13 protein-coding genes are annotated in these 16,744 nt (G+C 68.0%); 8 read left to right on the forward strand and 5 right to left on the reverse strand.

Features of this window, described 5'->3' with window-relative positions; genetic code table 11:
- Nucleotides 1-26: 26 nt before the first annotated feature.
- Entirely contained in the window at nt 27-560 is a 534-nt protein-coding gene (locus tag J7I85_RS06175) for a DUF4395 domain-containing protein (protein ID WP_251023994.1), read from the forward strand.
- Here the strand turns inward: J7I85_RS06175 and J7I85_RS06180 are convergent.
- On the reverse strand, nt 547-1,665 hold the full coding sequence (locus J7I85_RS06180; protein ID WP_214848052.1) for an ADP-ribosylglycohydrolase family protein: 1,119 nt from the start codon (nt 1,663-1,665) through the stop codon (nt 547-549). The two genes, J7I85_RS06175 and J7I85_RS06180, sit on opposite strands and share 14 nt — an antisense overlap.
- 234 nt (nt 1,666-1,899) lie before the next feature.
- Here J7I85_RS06180 and J7I85_RS06185 point away from each other — a divergent pair, with 234 nt between their 5' ends.
- From J7I85_RS06185 to J7I85_RS06200, 4 genes are all read left to right on the forward strand, one after another.
- Nucleotides 1,900-2,919, forward strand: a complete 1,020-nt coding sequence (locus J7I85_RS06185; RefSeq protein ID WP_214848053.1) for an MIP/aquaporin family protein — start codon at nt 1,900-1,902, stop codon at nt 2,917-2,919.
- Between the two features lie 55 nt (nt 2,920-2,974).
- The gene (locus tag J7I85_RS06190) at nt 2,975-4,147 is read left to right on the forward strand and encodes an exonuclease SbcCD subunit D (protein WP_214848055.1); all 1,173 of its coding nucleotides are present in this window, start codon (nt 2,975-2,977) and stop codon (nt 4,145-4,147) included.
- Nucleotides 4,144-7,236, forward strand: a complete 3,093-nt coding sequence (locus tag J7I85_RS06195) for an AAA family ATPase (protein WP_214848057.1) — start codon at nt 4,144-4,146, stop codon at nt 7,234-7,236. Before J7I85_RS06190 ends, J7I85_RS06195 begins: the two co-directional genes overlap by 4 nt.
- 184 nt (nt 7,237-7,420) lie before the next feature.
- Entirely contained in the window at nt 7,421-8,800 is a 1,380-nt protein-coding gene (locus tag J7I85_RS06200) for an MFS transporter (RefSeq protein ID WP_214848059.1), read from the forward strand.
- On the opposite strand, the gene J7I85_RS06205 is transcribed toward J7I85_RS06200, so the two are convergent.
- On the reverse strand, nt 8,788-9,519 hold the full coding sequence (locus J7I85_RS06205; RefSeq protein ID WP_214848067.1) for an IclR family transcriptional regulator: 732 nt from the start codon (nt 9,517-9,519) through the stop codon (nt 8,788-8,790). The two genes, J7I85_RS06200 and J7I85_RS06205, sit on opposite strands and share 13 nt — an antisense overlap.
- Nucleotides 9,520-9,909: 390 nt before the next feature.
- Here J7I85_RS06205 and J7I85_RS06210 point away from each other — a divergent pair, with 390 nt between their 5' ends.
- The gene (locus J7I85_RS06210) at nt 9,910-11,241 is read left to right on the forward strand and encodes an MFS transporter (protein WP_214848069.1); all 1,332 of its coding nucleotides are present in this window, start codon (nt 9,910-9,912) and stop codon (nt 11,239-11,241) included.
- Here the strand turns inward: J7I85_RS06210 and J7I85_RS06215 are convergent.
- The 3 genes from J7I85_RS06215 to J7I85_RS06225 form a co-directional block, all read right to left on the reverse strand.
- Nucleotides 11,238-11,891, reverse strand: a complete 654-nt coding sequence (locus tag J7I85_RS06215; protein WP_214848071.1) for a phosphoribosyltransferase — start codon at nt 11,889-11,891, stop codon at nt 11,238-11,240. The two genes, J7I85_RS06210 and J7I85_RS06215, sit on opposite strands and share 4 nt — an antisense overlap.
- 205 nt (nt 11,892-12,096) lie before the next feature.
- Nucleotides 12,097-12,924, reverse strand: coding sequence for an alpha/beta fold hydrolase (locus J7I85_RS06220; RefSeq protein WP_214848074.1), 828 nt, complete (start codon nt 12,922-12,924; stop codon nt 12,097-12,099).
- A gap of 225 nt (nt 12,925-13,149) precedes the next feature.
- Nucleotides 13,150-14,535 (reverse strand): amino acid permease, encoded by a 1,386-nt coding sequence (locus J7I85_RS06225; protein WP_214848076.1) that lies wholly within the window; start codon nt 14,533-14,535, stop codon nt 13,150-13,152.
- Between the two features lie 186 nt (nt 14,536-14,721).
- On the opposite strand from J7I85_RS06225, the gene J7I85_RS06230 reads away from it, so the two are divergent.
- Together J7I85_RS06230 and nadA are read left to right on the forward strand one after the other, a co-directional pair.
- Entirely contained in the window at nt 14,722-15,432 is a 711-nt protein-coding gene (locus tag J7I85_RS06230) for an NUDIX domain-containing protein (protein ID WP_214848081.1), read from the forward strand.
- Entirely contained in the window at nt 15,429-16,739 is a 1,311-nt protein-coding gene (nadA, locus tag J7I85_RS06235; protein WP_214848083.1) for a quinolinate synthase NadA, read from the forward strand. Before J7I85_RS06230 ends, nadA begins: the two co-directional genes overlap by 4 nt.
- The last annotated feature ends 5 nt before the right edge of the window (nt 16,740-16,744 follow it).

The raw sequence follows: 16,744 nt of genomic DNA on the forward strand, positions 1-16,744 counted from the left end.
CACGGACCCTCTCCTAGCCTTGCCGCATGGGCAAACTGAGAATTCTGGGCAGACGGGGCACACAGGACACCGCGGGCAGCTTGAGTGCTGCATTCGCCTTCCCCAACCCGGTCAACGAATACGCGGCCCGCATCACCGCCGGGCTGGTGGTCCTGCTGGCTGCCGCGACGCTGCTCACCGGCTTCGGCTGGGGACTGGCGGTCATTGCCGCCGGTTTTTGGCTCCGCGTGCTGTTCGGGCCGAGGATCTCCCCGCTCGCCCTGCTTTCTGTCAGGATCCTCGCTCCGCGGCTGGGACGGGTCAAGCTGGTGCCCGGGCCGCCCAAGCGTTTCGCCCAGGGCATCGGCGCCGCCATGTCCACGGCGGCCGCCGTCCTGCTGGCCGCCGGCTTGGCGCCCGCCGCGTGGATTTTGCTCGCTGTGCTGATTGTTGCCGCCTCGCTGGAGGCCTTCGCCGGGTTCTGCCTCGGCTGTGCGATCTTCGGCCTGCTGCAGCGCCGCGGCCTCATCCCGGAGGACGTCTGCGAGGCCTGCAACAACATTTCGCTCAGGCAGACGTGACGGCAACCAGCTGCCCGGCCATGCCGCGGATCACCTCGGGGGCCTCGAGCGCTTCGAGCCAGTCCGCGGGCAGGCAGTCCGTGCCGTAGTACGCGCCCAGGATGTTGCCGGCAATGGAGCCGGTGGAATCGCTGTCGCCGCTGTGGTTGATGGCCAGCGCGATGGCGGCCTTGAAGTGGGCCACCGGGTCGGGCTCGCCATTTACCTCTGATGCGGTGGCAGTCGCCAGGACCGCATACAGTCCGACGGCGAGGGCCTCCTCCGCCACCCAGCCCTCACCGAGTGCACGGACCAATTCCTCCGGGCTGAGCACCGAACCGGGCACCGAACTGGATACCGGGTCCGCGCCGGCCTGGCCGGCGAGGCGGATTGCGGCGTCCAGCCGCTCGCGGAGTTCGGGCGCCGCCCCGTCATCGGCGAGCACACGGGCGAGTGCGGCCTGTGATGCCTCGGCCAGGCTGCTGCCCTGCACCAGGTAATGGATGAGCAGGCTGAAAGCGCCGGCGCTCTGCCGGGCGGAGGGATGCCCATGGGTGAGCGATGCTGCGTCCGAGCTCAACTTGTACACGGCCTCCGCCGGAATGTGCGGCACCAGGCCGAAGGGCGCGGACCGCATGACGGTTCCGCAGCCCTTCGAATCGGGATTGACCGGCCGGACGATGGTCCCCATTTGGCCGGTGGCCAGCCCGCTCAGGCAGGCGTTGCCGGGTGCCCGCCGGTGCCGCAGCACGTCCTGGCCGTCAATCCAACGCGACTGCGGCCGCGGCGCGGATTCGGGAACGGGCACTCCCTGCGTGTCCAGCCAGCGCAGGTACGCAAGCCACACGCAGGCATTGGCGTCAGCACCAACCCCCGAGTTGGCCCACTCCAGGGCCTCGACGATCCCGTCGACTGTGTACAGCGTCATCTGGGTGTCGTCCGAGAAGTGGGTCCCGCCGTCGAGCGCGGAAAAATCACGGAGTCCGGCGGCGCCGAAACGGCGCCGGATCTCGTCAATGGGATCGAACTCGACGGCGTAGCCGAGCGAGTCGCCCAGGGCGCCGCCGAGCAGGCAGCCATGGATGCGGGACTCGGGGGACGGAACGGTGCCGGGAACATTGCTCATGCAGGCAAATTTACCTGCCCGCCGGAGCTGTCCCGACTCTGTGATTCTGGATGCTGCGGTGTTGACCGCTGTGCCCCCGGACCGTGCTGTGATGTCGCACTCGCAATGCCGGGGGTCCGGGCGCCGGAGGATAAGCTCGGATTCAGCAACCGTCCAGACTTTGCTGCCAGACTGCTGGGGCCGGCTCCCGAAGCGAGCGGCATTCCCCGCTGACAGAAACAAAAGGATTCCCCCATGAGCACCCCTGTGTCCGTCCCCCCGACCGATGACCGGCATTCCGCCGGTGACAACGGATTCCGGCCCGGGCTCCTGTCCAGGCTCGGAGCGGAGGCGTTCGGAACGCTCTTTCTGGTGGTCGCCGGGCTGGGTGTGCCGCTCTTCACCCTGCCGCAGTCCAATCCGCTGCCCGGAGCCCTCGCCGGAGGCCTTGCCGTGACGGCGGCGATGCTGGCCTTCGCGTACATCTCTGGCGGGCATTTCAACCCGGCGATCACCCTGGGCAACCTGGTGGCGGGCAGGATCGGCATCGCCGCTGCAGCAGCGTACATCGGCGCGCAGCTGGTCGGCGCGGCGGCGGGCGCGCTCGCCTTGTTCGGCATCCTCCGCACCGTGCCCAACATCTCCGACGCCCGCACGGCGTTTGATACCGTCACCGCCGGCTTCGGTGAGCACTCCGTGATCCAGACGTCGATGGCCGGCGTGCTGCTCGTGGAGGTGCTGGGAGCAGCCCTCCTGGTCGCCGTGTTCCTCGGCATGACAGCCCGCCGCAACAACCACGCGGCCGCTGCCCCCTTCGCCGTCGGGCTGGCATTTGCCGTGCTGCTGCAGCTGGGCCAGGCCCTTGGCAATGCACCCTTCAACCCGGCCCGGGCCACCGCCTCGGCGCTGTTCAGCAGCAGCTGGGCGCTGGAGCAGCTGTGGCTGTTCTGGGTGGCCCCGGTCGTCGGTGCCGGTATCGCTGGCCTTGTTTTCCGTGGGTTCGCCGACGCCCAGGGCCGCAGCGCAGCCGCCGCGGGCGGGGCGGACCACGCCGACGCCGAGGCGGATGACGGGTCTGAGCTCGGGGACGACTTCGACGGCGCCTCAGGCTACGAAACAGTCGAAAAAACCGCGACGGCCGCAGAAACCCGGGCGGCAGAGCGGCAAGTGGTTGACGGTCAGGGGACCGATGCGGGCGGCACGGCCGCAGCGCCTGATGCAGGCGGCGACGAGGCGCGCGACTTCTTCGACGGGCCGCGCAGCAAGGAGTCCTGACGCGCCGAGGCGCGGGGTCAGCTATTTTGTCGGTGCCCGCGTCTAGCTTATGAATATGCGGTTATTGCACACTTCCGACTGGCATCTGGGCCGGTCTTTCCACGGCGTCGGCATGCTGGACGCCCAGCGCGCCTTCGTCGACCAACTGGTTGCCCGGGTCAGGGAACTCTCCGTCGACGTCGTGCTGATCGCCGGCGACGTCTACGACAGGGCACTGCCCGGCGTCGATGTCGTCAACCTCCTGGACGATGCCCTGGTCCGGCTGACCGGGGCAGGCGCACAGGTGGTGCTGACCAGCGGAAACCACGACTCCGCCATCCGGCTCGGCTTCGCCTCCCGGCTTCTGGAGAAGGGCGGCGTTCATCTGCGCACCCGCCTGCAGGAGCTGGACGTCCCCGTCCTGCTGCCACTCGGCGGCACGGGGACTGATTCTGTGCTGGCCATTTACGGCATCCCTTGGCTCGAACCCCGGCTGGTCGCCGAGCAACTTGGAGTGGACACCGCCAGCCACTTCGAAGCCACCCGCGCCGCCACGGAACGCATCAGGGCCGACGTCGCCACGCGCAGCGCGTCCCGGACGGTCCATTCCGTTGTGCTGGCACACACCTTCGCCAGCGGGGGCATCAGCTCGGACAGCGAACGCGACCTGAGCATCGGGGGAGTGGGCGCCGTGCCCCTGGACCTGTTTGACGGCTTCAGCTACACGGCACTTGGCCATTTGCACGGCCGGCAGTCCCTCTCTGCCGAGGTGCGGTATTCGGGCTCTCCGCTGGCGTACTCGTTCTCCGAAGCGAAGCACCAAAAGGGCGGCTGGCTCGTTGACGTTGACGAGTCCGGGGTCACCGCCGTGGAGGAGATCCTCTGGGACGCGCCCCGGAAACTTGCCGTCCTCCGGGGGACACTCGACGGGCTGCTGGAGTCCCCTGGGCACGCCTGGGCCGAGCAAGCCTACTGCCAGGTGACCCTGACGGACGCCCAGCGGCCGGCCCAGGCCATGGAGCGGCTGCGCGCCAGGTTCCCGGACACGCTCGTCCTCGGTTTCGAGCCGGAGGGGGCATCCGCCGCCTCCCAGGCGAGCTACAGCAGCCGGCTGGCGGAGGCGGAGGATGACCTCGCCGTCTGCTGCGGATTCCTGGAACACGTCCGCGGCCGGGAGCCGGACACGGCGGAACAGGCCGCTCTCACCGAAGCTTTGGAGAACGTGCGTCTTCAGGAGGCATCACTGTGAGGATCCACCGTCTGGAAATCTCTGCGTTCGGGCCGTTTGCCGGAACCGAGGAAATCGATTTTGACCGGCTGAGCGCCCACGGGCTGTTCCTGCTTAATGGGCCTACCGGCGCCGGCAAGACCAGCGTGCTGGATGCCATTTGCTACGCCCTCTACGGATCGGTGCCGGGCGCGCGGCAGGACGGCAAGAGACTGCGCAGCGACCACGCGGACTCGGCTGCCGAACCCCGCGTGACCTGCGAATTCACCGCCCGGGGCAGGCGTTTTGAGGTTTCCCGGTCGCCGGCCTGGGACAAGCCCAGCGCCCGCGGACGGAACGGGTTCACCACCCAGCAGGCCAAGACGCTGTTGCGCGAACGGGTGGCAGGTGCGTGGGTGGAAAAGTCCGGCCGGAACGACGAAGCCGGGGCGGAGATCACAGCGCTCCTCGGCATGGACCGGGAGCAGTTCACCCGCGTGGTTCTGCTCCCCCAGGGGGACTTCGCCGCGTTCCTCCGGTCCAAGGCTTCTGACCGCCTCGACCTGCTGCAGAAGCTCTTCGGGACCGAACGGTTCGAGGCAGCGGAGCGGGAGCTTGCGTTACAGGCCGCCGGGGCCGTAAGTGAAGTAGCCGATCTTGAGGGCAGGCTGGGCCTGCTGGTGGCGAGGGCCAGGGCGGAGGCCACGGCTCTCGAAGTCGACCCCGATGGGGCGCCGGAATCTGCCGGCGGTCGCGAACTTCTGTCATGGCTGGAGTCTGCAGCCTCGGAGCGTGCCTCGGCCCTGGCCGGGGAGGCGGAATCCGCCGAGGAGCAGCGCCGCGGGTGCACGGAGCGGCTCGAAGCGGAGCTGGCAAGGGAGGGAAGGCGCCTGAAGCTTGCTGCTGCCCTGCGCCGGAGGGCAGATGCAGAGGCCGCCGCCCCTGGACTCACCAGCGCGGGAGCCGCGCTTGACCTGCACCGGAAGGCCGAGCTCCTAGGCGGCCAGCTGAAGGCCGTGACCGCCGCCGAGGCCTTGTTTGCCCGGGCGGAAAGAGCCTTGGACCTCGCCTCTGCCGGCGTGCGGGAGGCAGCCAGCTCCAGCTCAGAACTGGCAGTTACGGAATACAGCACTGCGGAACACAGCGCTCCGGGACACGGCGCCGTCACCCAACACGCCGCCGTCGACGTGGTCACGGAGCTTTCGCGGCTGCGGGCCCTGGCCGCTGTGATCGGCGAACGCCTTGCCGATGAGGACCGGCTGGGTGGCCTGCATGCACGGGCCGCCGGGCTTGCGAAGCGGCGGCAGGAACTCACGCGTGCCGGAGATGACCACGCCCTCCGGCTGCTTTCCCTCCGCACCGAGATGGAGGCCCTGCGTGCAGCCCTTCAGCCGCTTGAACAGCTGGCAGGGGAATCCGTGCTGCGCACCAAGGAAGCGGCCGCCGCCGACGAGCTGGTGGACGTTGTCAGGCGCTACGGAATTGCTGCGGCCGGGTGCGCTGCCGTCACCGAGCGGCACCTCAAAGGCCGGGAACACCACCAGGAACTGCGCCGGCAATGGCTGGACGTCCGCGAGGAACGCCTGTCCAATGCGGCGGCTGAATTGGCTTCGCACCTGGAACGCGGGGCGCCCTGTCCCGTCTGCGGCAGCCCGGAGCACCCCGAGCCGGTTCCCGCCGGGGACTCCGTCCTGGGGCTTGCCGAGAAAGAGGAACGAGCCAAGGAGCGCAGCGAGGCGGCCGAGAAGGCGCTGTCTGCACTGGAAGCGGAGCTCTCCGAGGCCAGGCAGCTGGTCGCAGTTCTCGCCGGCCAAGGCGGCGACACCGATCCCACCGAAGCGGAGGAAGCCGCCCAGGCCGCCCGGGAAGCTGCTGCCGGGGCGGCCGCGGCCGTTGCGGAACTGGCAGCGAGCAGGAGCCGGCAGGAGGAACTTGCTGAGCGCATCGACGCCACGGAGCAGGTGCGGGTGGACATGCTGTCGCAGTTGGCGCAAACAGAATCCGCCCTGACCGAAATAGAAGGGCAGTCCGCGGCCCTTGAATCGTCGCTCGAAGCGCTTCGTGCCGGCCACGCCAGCCTCAGTGTCCGCAGAGACGCCATCGGCCAGGTTATCGACATTCTCGAACAGGCTGACGCTGCCCAGTCGCAGCTGGGCCAGGCTGCGGCCCGCCTGGCTGAGGCACGGACCGGGCTTGACCGCGCTCTTCCCGAGGCCGGATTCGCATCGGCCGCTGAGGCCCGCCAGGCCCTGCTGCCAAGGACGGAGGCGGCGAGGCTGGAGTCTGCAGTCCAGGCCGGGCGCGACGAGGAGGTACGGCTGGAGGAGCTGTTCGCCAGCGAAGAGCTCGTTGTCGCAGCAAAGGAACAGACAGCCAGGGAACACGAAAGCGGCTCCGCGACCACCCCAGCGGACCTGGACCTGCTGCGCACGGAAGCCGAACAGGCCACCCAGGCAGCAAAGGACATCGAATTGGCGGCGGGCATGGCGCGGCAGGGCGCCAAGACCCTGGGACGGCTCCGTGCAGAGTATGGGGAACTCGCTGAATCCGGCCGGGAGCCCCGGGAACGCGCTGAGGTCCTGAGAGGCCTCGCCGAAACGGCCCGCGGCTCCGGCGACAACAGCTACCGCATGAGCCTGAACGCGTATGTCCTGGCGGCACGGCTGGAGCAGGTTGCCATTGCCGCATCGGAAAGGCTCGTCGCCATGAGCGACGGCCGCTACACACTGCAGCACTCGGACGCGAGGGCGGCCCGGAACGCCAAATCCGGGCTGGGGCTGGAAGTCATAGACGAATGGACCGGCCGCCGCCGCGACACCTCGACGCTCTCCGGCGGGGAATCCTTCATGGCCTCGCTGTCGCTGGCCCTGGGCCTCGCGGACGTGGTGCAGCAGGAAGCAGGCGGTGTTGACATTGAAACGCTGTTCGTCGACGAGGGCTTCGGCAGCCTCGACGAGCAGGCACTGGAGCAGGTCATGGATGCACTGGAGGGCCTCCGCGACGGCGGCCGCGTGGTCGGCCTGGTGAGCCACGTGGGGGAGATGAAGCAGCGCATCGGCAGCCAGCTCCAGGTGGTGAAGCAGCGCAACGGCTCCACGGTGCACATCGTCGATGCGCTCGTAACGGTCTGAACCCGGTGATGCCCGCCGCCAGGCGGCATCACCGGGTTCACGTCGGGCTGGGTTTCCGCCCACCGGGCGTCCCGCCGCCAGGACCTCCGCGTCCCGCATTTACGTGTCCAGTACTATGGGACTGTTACCGGGTTCAGCGCATCGGGAGGAGGGACGATGTGCACGACTGAACGAGCCCGCATACATGAGCACTTCAACGGCGCCCCAACCACCCGCCGCCCCCCGTCCCGCCCCTTCCGCCAACACCAAGGCGCCCACCCCGCAGTTCGGCGGCCGTTTCGCGCGCCTGCCGGCTCTGGCGGGCAGGGGATTCCTGCCCGTGGGCCTGTTTGCCCGCCTGCCCCTCGCGATGCTGACCCTGGGAACCCTCACCCTTGCCACATCGGTCACCGGCTCGTACGCCGTGGGCGGAGCCGCCGCCGGCGCCGTCGGTATCGGCTCGGCCGTCGGTGCGCCGATCCTCGGCTGGTTGGCCGACCGGCTCGGCCAGCGCCCGGTACTGCTGATCTCGGCCATCCTGAACGTCGTGGCCGTACTTGCCGTCATTGCCACCGCGTATCTGATTCCCGGGGTGCACGACGTCGGCGCCGCGCTGGGCGTCATCGCGGCCGCGTTGGCGGCAGGCCTCAGCTGCCCCCAGGTCGGCCCGCTGGCCCGCGTCCGGTGGATGGCGCTCACAGCCGAAAGCCGGCGCGCCGGGGACAGCACCGATCTGGACGTCGCGCTGTCCTATGAGAGCACGGCCGACGAACTGACGTTCGTGCTCGGTCCGGCCCTCGTGGGCGTCCTCGCCAGCCTGGTAGCACCATGGCTGCCGCTGGCCCTGGCCGCCGCGCTCACCCTCACGCTCGTTCCGGCCTTCGCCGTCCACCGTACCCATGCGGCTGTTCCGCGGCGGGCTGCCGCCGGCACCCGCGCCGGCAGCCGCGCAGTTAGAGGAAATGCCGCCGGAGGAAATGCCGAAACCCGGGCCGGCAGCCGTCTTGCCGGTCTGAGCGCCGTGGCACTTCCGGTCCTGGCCATGGTCTGCATGGGCACGTTTTTCGGCTCCACGCAGGCAGCCTTGAGCGCGTTTGCCGCCGGTTTCGCAACGTCAGAGGCGGCCGGACTCCTGTACGCCGTCATGGGGATCAGCTCGGCCGCGGCCGCGATCTCGGTGGCCTACTGGCCGGCCGGCTTCCCCGTGACTGCCCGGTGGGTGACCGGGGCGGCAGCCATGGCCGGGCTGTCTGCCCTGCTGTTCCTTCCAACCGACGGCTGGGGCATGGTGCTGGTACTGCTTGCGCTGGGCCTGCCGGTGGGCCCGGTCATGGTCACGGTGTTTGCCATCGGCGGGCTGGTGGCGCCGGCCGGCCGGCTGGCCACTGTGATGACGGCGCTCGCCAGCGGCATCGTCGCGGGCACCGCCCTAGGTTCGTCCATCGGCGGCCAACTGGCACAGGAAGGGGGCCACCACGCCGCCTTCCTCGTCTCGGCAGCCGCCGCGGCGGCACTGTTCGCTCTCGGGGCGGCGGCGGCCGCCGTCGTCGTCCGTTCCCGGAGGCGGTCGGCTCAGGCGAGCTGACCTTCGATCCGGGCCGCGCTGGCGGTCAGGGCGGCGGCCACCTCGGCCGGATCCTGCGATGAGCGGATGTAGACGACGGCGATAGCCGCCGGGCGTCCGCCGGGCACACGGACCGGCGCAGCAAGCGAGGAAACCCCGGCGATGACTTCGTCATGGCTGGCCGAGTAACCGCGGCGGCGCGCTTCGGCAGCCTCGGGGCGGTAGGGCGTCCCGGGAGCGAGTTGGTTCCACTCGTGTTCGGACAGTGCAGACTGGATGGCGATGCCGGGCGCGCCCGTACTTATTGGATGGCGCGATCCCGGGAGGAGCACCGTAGCCGCTGAATGCCGGGGTTCCACTGTCACAAGCGTCACACAGTCCTGGTGGTCCCACACCGCCACGAAGGCCGTCATGTTGAGCGTGTTGGCCAGCTGGGTCAGTTCCGGCAGGGCGGCGGTCTGGAGGTTCCGCGAAACGCCGCGGGCCAGCACCGCGAGGCCGGGGCCGGGCTGGACCCGGCCGGCGTCGTCGCGCACCAGCAGGGAGTGGTCCTCAAGGGTCCGCAGAATCCGGTAGGCCACGGAGCGGTGTACGCCCATGGCCTCCGCAAGCTCGGCGATAGTCAGCGGGCGGTCGGCTTCGGCAAGGATTTCCAAAGCGCGGATGCCCCGGGAGAGGGTCTGCGATGGGGAGGTCTGGGCGGGCGCAACCTCTGCTGCGGCACCGGCGTTGGGAGTCATGCTGTCCATCCTAGGCATGTAAGCGGGGCGGCTAGCCAAAGGGGCTACTGGAGCCTGTCACCTCGGCAACCGTTCTATATAGGAATTGCCGGTTCAACTATAGAACAGCTTTGATGGAGACAGTTTAGGGTGACTGCGGCACGATGCGCCAGAGACAAGGGGATGCGCCGCTAGGGATCGAGGATGATGGTCAATTCAGCAGCGGGCCCCGCCGACGAACTGCTGGCGAATCAGCCATGGCGCGCCTGCGCTAGTTCTGCGCCAGACCAGCTGAGGGGTGCGCCAGATCACACTTCGTAGTATCCTCACACTAACTGACCGTTCGATCAGTAAATCGAGCAGCTTCACATCAACTTTGGCAGTAGCACTGCCCCCGGCCACGGAGTTTCAATGACCGCAACTTCACCCGTAGATTCAGAGGTTGGCCCCAGCAGCAAGCGTGAGGAACGCAAAGTCCTCGCCGGCACGCTGGTGGGCACCACTATCGAGTGGTACGACTTCTTCATCTTCGCCCAGCTGACGGCAACGCTGCTGTCCCCGCTGTTCCTCGCCCCGCTCAACGAATCCAACCCGGGACTGGCGCAGATCCTTTCCTTCGCCCTGATTGGCATCAGCTTCCTGTTCCGCCCCCTCGGCGCTATCGTTGCCGGACACCTTGGCGACCGCCTGGGCCGCAAGGCGATGCTGGTGTTCACCCTCATTATGATGGGTGCCGCAACGGCCCTGATTGGCATGCTGCCGACGTACGCCCAAATCGGCGCGTGGGCTCCGATCCTGCTGATCTTCCTCCGTGTGCTGCAGGGCTTCTCCGCCGGCGGAGAATGGGGCGGGGCTGCCCTCATGGCTGTGGAGCACGCGCCGCTGCACAAGAGGGGGCTGTTCGGCGCCTACCCGCAGATCGGTGTTCCCGTCGGCATGATTCTGGCCACGGGGCTGCTGTTTTTCCTGAACACCGGAATGTCGAAGGAAGACTTCGCCTCCTGGGGCTGGCGCGTTCCCTTCCTGCTCTCCATCGTGCTGATCGTGGTGGGCTACCTGATCCGCCGTGCAGTAGGCGAAAGCCCGGTCTTCAAGGAAATGGCCGCGCGCAAGGCCGAAAGCAAGGCGCCCCTCGGTGAGCTCATCCGCCATCACAAGAAGGCGGTACTGCACTCCACGCTGATCTTCATCGCCAACAACGCGGCAGGCTACCTCCTGATTGCATTCTTTATCTCCTACGCCACCAGGACACTGAAGATGCCCACGCCGCAGATTCTGCTGGCCACCACACTGGCATCCTTCGGTTGGCTGATCTTCACCCTGGTGGGCGGCTGGCTCTCGGACAGGATCGGCCGGGTCAAGACCTTCTTGACCGGCTACGCGATCATCTTCGCCTGGATGATCCCGATGTTCGCCCTCATCGACACAAAGGACATAGTGCTCTACGGTGTGGCGCTGTTTGTCCTAACAGTGGGCCTTGGTCTGTCCTATGGCCCCATGTCGGCCATGTACGCGGAGATGTTCCCCGCCAATGTGCGGTACTCGGGGATCTCGATCGGCTACGCGTTCGGCGCCATCCTGGGCGGTGCCTTTGCAGCCACCATTGCCGAGACACTCCTGCAGAGCACCAAGTGGACCGGCTCCATCGGCATCTACATCATGATTCTGTGCGTCATCTCAGCCATCGGCGTGATACTCGCGAAGGAAACGAGGGGCCGGCCCCTCGGCGTGGGCCGGCACTAGATGCGGGCGCCGTGCAGTAGGGCAATGGCGTCCTCGTCCCTCAGTTGCTCAAAGTGCCGGTAAAAGGCTCCCACCGCCCGGAATCTTCCGGGCAGGTGGAGACACAGGACATTGCAGACCCGGGACAACGACTTCTCCGCCTCGATTGAACCCACGGGCACCGCGGCCACTACCGCTGCAGCGCCAGCCATCCGTACGGCCTCAACGGCCGCCCGCATGGTGGCCCCTGTCGCCAGGCCGTCGTCCACCAGCAGGGCCGTCTTGCCGTTCACATCGGGGTGCACGGCCGGATAACTGTCGGCGCGGCGCATCAGTTCGGTCCGCTCCCGGTGCTCCACCTGGTCGAGCCACTCCTGCCGGACGCCGTCGTCCAAAATCCGCTCCACGAGGGGCCTGTTGAGAAGGCGGACGATCCTTTCGCCTGAGTATGCGAGCGCGCCGTATGCAGTCTCGTCATGGCCCGGGATGCCAAGCTTGCGGACCAGCAGGGCACCGAACGGCAGATGCAGGACCTCGGCCGCGGCGGCGGCCACCGGGATGCCGCCCCGGGCCAGGCCAAGCACCAGGGTGTCAGGGCGCTCGCGGAATTGCGGCAGGGCGGCCGCAAGCTGCCGTCCTGCGTCTTCCCGGTCCTCAAAAACCATGCCCATGGGTTCCTCTTCCGGTGTCTCCGCCCCCAAAGTCCAGCCTACGCCCGTCGGCTCCGGCGGGCGCCGGGGTATTCGACGGCGTTCCGGCGGGGGGATTCAGGGCAGGGGAAACCCCCGGCCGATCCGCGGGCTGACGGGCGCGCCAGCTGACGGCGCGGCAGCTGACGGACGCGCCAGCTGCTGGGTCCCCTAGCTGCCGGGTCCCCTAACTGCCGAGGAACGCGATGGCCGCCTGCTTGAAGGCGCGGCTGGTGATGGCGTTGGTGTGGGTGCGGCCGGGCAGCACCAGCTGCTCGGCCGTGGAACCGGCCTTCAGCGCCAGTTCGGCAAGCTGCGGCATGGACGTGGCGCGTTCATCGTTTTCGCCGGCCACCAACAGCACGGGCATGTGCGGCACGGCCTCGGCCGGGTCGTACGGTTCACCCTTGATGGCCTCCACCAGGGACAGCAGGGCGAAGATGTTGTTGCTCGGCAGCGCCTGCGCCATGCTGAGGAGCCCGGCCGTGGACGCGTCCGCAATGGGCGTGCCGTCGGCCAGGTAGCGCTGGGCGGCCACGAGGTCGAAGGCCGCCAGCGGGTCGGCCATGTTCGGGCCGCCCAGGACCAGCCGGTGGACCAGCTCCGGCTGGGTGGCGCCGAACTCCCAGGCGAGCCGGGAACCGAGGGAATATCCAATCACGTCCAGCCCGCTCGCGGGGTCACTGTCGCGCAAAGGCCGGGCGCCAGCGTCGAACGCGATCTGCAGCAGGTCCGCCCTGATCCGGCTGGGCGAGTAGGAGTCCATGTCCTCCGGCGCGCCGCTCCGGCCGTGGCCCGGAAGATCGACGGCGATGACGCGGCGGCCGGCCTCCAAGAGAGCCGGGATCCAGCCGGTGTCCTCCCAGTTCAGCTTGCTGGAAGCGGAGAAGCCGTGGATGAGGAGGATGGGGCGGAGTCCGGCGTCGTTCTTGGGGTCGTGCATCCCGACGTATAGCTGCGGGTCGGTGCCCTCGACCGTGTGGGAGTGCTGTTCACCGGTGTGTCTGCCGCTCATCGCCTCAGTCCTCGTCAAGTCTCAGTCCTCTTCATGTACAGGGCTCGCCTGGACTGCTTCATCGCCGGTCCGCCGTGGATGGGCACCACTCTACCTGCCGGCGGACCGGGGAAATCCACGGCTTCCCAACTGGGTGGCAGCATAGGGGGTTCCCAGCCTTGGGAACCCCCTGTCCTGCTACCTGGTTGGGCGGTGGGGCCGCAATCCCGGGCCTGGCAGGTGCGGCTACCTGTGTGACCGGGTGCGCCGGGATGCCGCGATCCGGGCCCCTGCCCAGCAGGCGGCGGCGATGCCGGCAATCAGCAGCAGCGTGCTGATCAGCTGGATGCGGCTGCTCTCGGCGCTGAAGCCCACGGCAAACACCAGACCCAGCAGAACGAGGCCGAACACAGTAAGCCCGGGGAAACCCTTCATCCGCAGCGGCAGGGGAGTGCCGTCGCGGTCTGCGCGCCGGCGAAGGATGAGCTGGGAGACCAGTGCCGAACCCCAGACCACGAGGCACGTGGAACCGACCAGTTGGAACAGGGCTGGCAGGATGCGCTCGGGGAACAGCAGTTCCAGGACCGTGGCGATGAAGCCGAACGCGACCGAGACGCCGACGGCGACCATCGGCACGCCCGCGCCGCTGAGCCGGGACAGGAAGCCGGGAGCCTCGCCGCGCTCTGCCAGCGAGAACACCATGCGCGACGCCCCGTACAGGTTCGCGTTCAGGGCGGACAGCAGGGCGACGACGGCTACCAGGGTGATGGCGGTGGCGGCACCCGGGATGCGGGCGGCATCCAGGACGCCCGCGAACGGCGAGGACAGGGCCTCCGAGGTGGCGGGAAGGGCGGCCGCGATTACGAAGACGGAGCCGATGTAGAAGACGAGGATCCGCCACACGACCGTCCGGATGGCCTTGGTGACGCTGTGCTCGGGGTTTTCGGTCTCAGCGGCTGCGACGCTGACGATCTCCGTGCCGCCGAACGCGAAGATCACCACGAACAGTGCGGTGGCAATGCCGGCCAGGCCCGAGGGCGCGAAGTCGCCGGTGATGTTGGCCAGACCCGGGGACGCCGCGTCCGGAAGGAGCCCCAGGAGCAACGCGGCGCCGATGGCGAGGAACAGGACGATGGCCGTTACCTTGAGGATGGCAAACCAGAACTCGAACTCGCCGAAGTTCTTCACGCCGGCCAGATTGATGCCGGTGAACACCACCATGAACACCAGGGAGAGCGCCCACACTGGAACCACCGGCCAGACCGAAAACAGCAGCCCTGCGGCGCCGAGCGCCTCGGCGGCGATGACCACCACCAGCTGCAGCCACCAGAGCCAGCCCACGGTTGCCCCCGCGGTCCTGCCCATGGCGCGTTCGGCGTAAACGGAGAAGGCGCCGCTGTTGGGGTTGGCTGCCGCCATTTCACCCAGCGCCCACATGACCAGGATGATGAGCGTGCCAGCCACAAGGTAGGAAACCAAAACTGCCGGGCCGGCCGCCTGGACACCGGCGCCGGAGCCCAGAAAGAGCCCGGCGCCTATGGCGCTGCCCAGGCCCATCATGGTGAGTTGGCGGGGTTTCATACTGTGGCGGAGCTGTACTGCGGGTCGCTCTGCCGTGGACTTCATCGTCATGCTGCGTACCTTCTTGGGGTTGGGAAACTGGTCCTTTTGGGACCTTTCGAATTTACACCCAACTTTCGGCGAAACATTTTGCATCCCGGGCAACCGGCCGTAGAATCAGTTTGAGTCAAATTGACTATAACTAACCGAGGCCGCCCCCAAACGGGCCGGCCGATCGCAGCGAAGCGGGTGATTACCGTGTACACCACCTCAGCCAACGTGGCCGAGCGGCAGTCCGCGCCGCCGTCGCTCGCCATTTCCACGGTGATTTTCGCGCTCCGCCCCAGCGAGTCCTCCGGCCGGCCCACGCTGTGGCTGCCGTTGGTCCGCCGGATCCGGGAGCCGTTCAAAGGGCTCTGGGCCCTGCCCGGCGGTCCGCTGACCCACGCTGAATCCCTGCAGGACGCTGCCTCGCGGAACCTGAGGGACACAACCGGGCTGGCACCCAGCTACCTTGAGCAGCTCTACGCCTTCGGCGGCATGCACCGCTCGCCCACGCAGCGCGTGGTGTCCATCGTCTACTGGGCGCTGGTCCAGCCCACCGAAGCTGCCCTCGCGGACGAATCCGAGAACGTCCGGTGGTTCCGCGCCGACAAGCTCGGCAGCCTGGCCTTCGACCACAACGGCATTGTGGACTACGCCCTCTGGCGCCTGCGGAACAAGCTGGCCTACGGCTCCATCGCCTACCACTTCCTGGGGGAATACTTCACCCTCGCCCAGGTCCGCGAGGTCTACGAAGCTGTTTTGGACACGCAGCTGGACCCCGCCAACTTCCGCCGGCAGATCAAGTCGACGCCGGAAATCGAAGAAACCGGTGAATACCTCCAGGGCGGCAAGCACCGCCCGCCGCGTCTTTACCGATTTACCGGCCGCCCCGGCCTCGACCCAGATAACAGGAGCACCTCATGAGCAGCGTCAATACTGCCATCCAGCTGATCACGCGTGAACAGGCCGAGCTGGCCACTGCAGCCGGCACCGGCGGCACCTGCAGCCCGGCGCTTGCCAAGGGCCCCTGGGAATACGACCTCGCGGAAACGCTCGCCGGCGTTCCCGCATACGGTCCCGGGGCCTCCAGCGCGGACGTCGCGCCTGCCTCCACGCCGCGTCAGGGCCAGCTTCCCGAGGAGTACAAGCTTGCCGGCGAAGCTGAACTCGATGCCCGGATCCGTGCTGCCAAGACGGCACTGGGCGACCGCGCCGTCATCCTGGGCCACTTCTACCAGCGCGACGAGGTTGTCCAGTACGCCGACTTTGTTGGCGATTCATTCCAGCTGGCCAACGCCGCCCTGACCCGGCCCGACGCCGAAGCGATCGTGTTCTGCGGCGTCCACTTCATGGCCGAAACCGCGGACACCCTCTCCACGCCGGAGCAGGCTGTCATCCTGCCCAACCTCGCTGCCGGATGCTCGATGGCGGACATGGCCGACGCCGATTCTGTGGAGGACTGCTGGGAGCAGCTTGAGGAGATTTTCGGCACCGAGCCCGATGCCGAGGGCCGCGTTCCGGTCATCCCGGTCACCTACATGAATTCCTCCGCGGCGCTGAAAGCGTTCTGCGGCCGGAACGGCGGCATCGTCTGCACGTCCTCCAACGCCAAGACGGTCCTTGAATGGGCCTTCGAGCGCGGCCAGCGCGTGCTGTTCTTCCCGGACCAGCACCTCGGCCGGAACACGGCCAAGGCACTGGGTGTCCCGCTCGAGCAGATGCCCATGTGGAACCCGAGCAAGGAACTTGGCGGCAACGAGGAACAGGCCCTGCTGGACTCCCGCGTGATCCTCTGGCACGGATTCTGCTCGGTCCACAAGCGCTTCAGCGTGGCCCAGATCGAGAAGGCACGCGCAGACTTCCCGGGCGTCAACGTCATTGTGCACCCCGAATGCCCCATGGAAGTGGTGGACGCAGCCGACTCCGCCGGGTCCACGGACTTCATCCAGAAAGCCATCGCCGCAGCCACCGAGCCCACAGTCTTCGCGATCGGCACCGAGATCAACATGGTGAACCGGCTGGCGGCCCAGTACCCGCAGCACACCATCTTCTGCCTGGACCCGGTCATCTGCCCCTGCAGCACCATGTACCGGATCCACCCCGGCTACCTGGCCTGGGTCCTCGAAGAACTCGTCGCCGGCCGGGTGGTCAACCGCATCACCGTGGACGACGACGTGCAGCAGGACGCCAGGACGGCACTCGAGCGCATGCTCGCCGCCAAGCCCCAATAGAGAGC

Origin of the sequence: Arthrobacter sp. ISL-65, assembly GCF_018613795.1 — a bacterium.
GTDB lineage: Bacteria > Actinomycetota > Actinomycetes > Actinomycetales > Micrococcaceae > Arthrobacter.

Coding starts and splice junctions, on each gene's coding strand:
- J7I85_RS06175 (WP_251023994.1), top strand. CDS start 27: ATGGGCAAACTGAGAATTCTGGGCAGACGGGGCACACAGGACACCGCG.
- J7I85_RS06180 (WP_214848052.1), bottom strand. CDS start 1,665: ATGAGCAATGTTCCCGGCACCGTTCCGTCCCCCGAGTCCCGCATCCAT.
- J7I85_RS06185 (WP_214848053.1), top strand. CDS start 1,900: ATGAGCACCCCTGTGTCCGTCCCCCCGACCGATGACCGGCATTCCGCC.
- J7I85_RS06190 (WP_214848055.1), top strand. CDS start 2,975: ATGCGGTTATTGCACACTTCCGACTGGCATCTGGGCCGGTCTTTCCAC.
- J7I85_RS06200 (WP_214848059.1), top strand. CDS start 7,421: ATGAGCACTTCAACGGCGCCCCAACCACCCGCCGCCCCCCGTCCCGCC.
- J7I85_RS06205 (WP_214848067.1), bottom strand. CDS start 9,519: ATGACTCCCAACGCCGGTGCCGCAGCAGAGGTTGCGCCCGCCCAGACC.
- J7I85_RS06210 (WP_214848069.1), top strand. CDS start 9,910: ATGACCGCAACTTCACCCGTAGATTCAGAGGTTGGCCCCAGCAGCAAG.
- J7I85_RS06215 (WP_214848071.1), bottom strand. CDS start 11,891: ATGGGCATGGTTTTTGAGGACCGGGAAGACGCAGGACGGCAGCTTGCG.
- J7I85_RS06220 (WP_214848074.1), bottom strand. CDS start 12,924: ATGAGCGGCAGACACACCGGTGAACAGCACTCCCACACGGTCGAGGGC.
- J7I85_RS06225 (WP_214848076.1), bottom strand. CDS start 14,535: ATGACGATGAAGTCCACGGCAGAGCGACCCGCAGTACAGCTCCGCCAC.
- nadA (WP_214848083.1), top strand. CDS start 15,429: ATGAGCAGCGTCAATACTGCCATCCAGCTGATCACGCGTGAACAGGCC.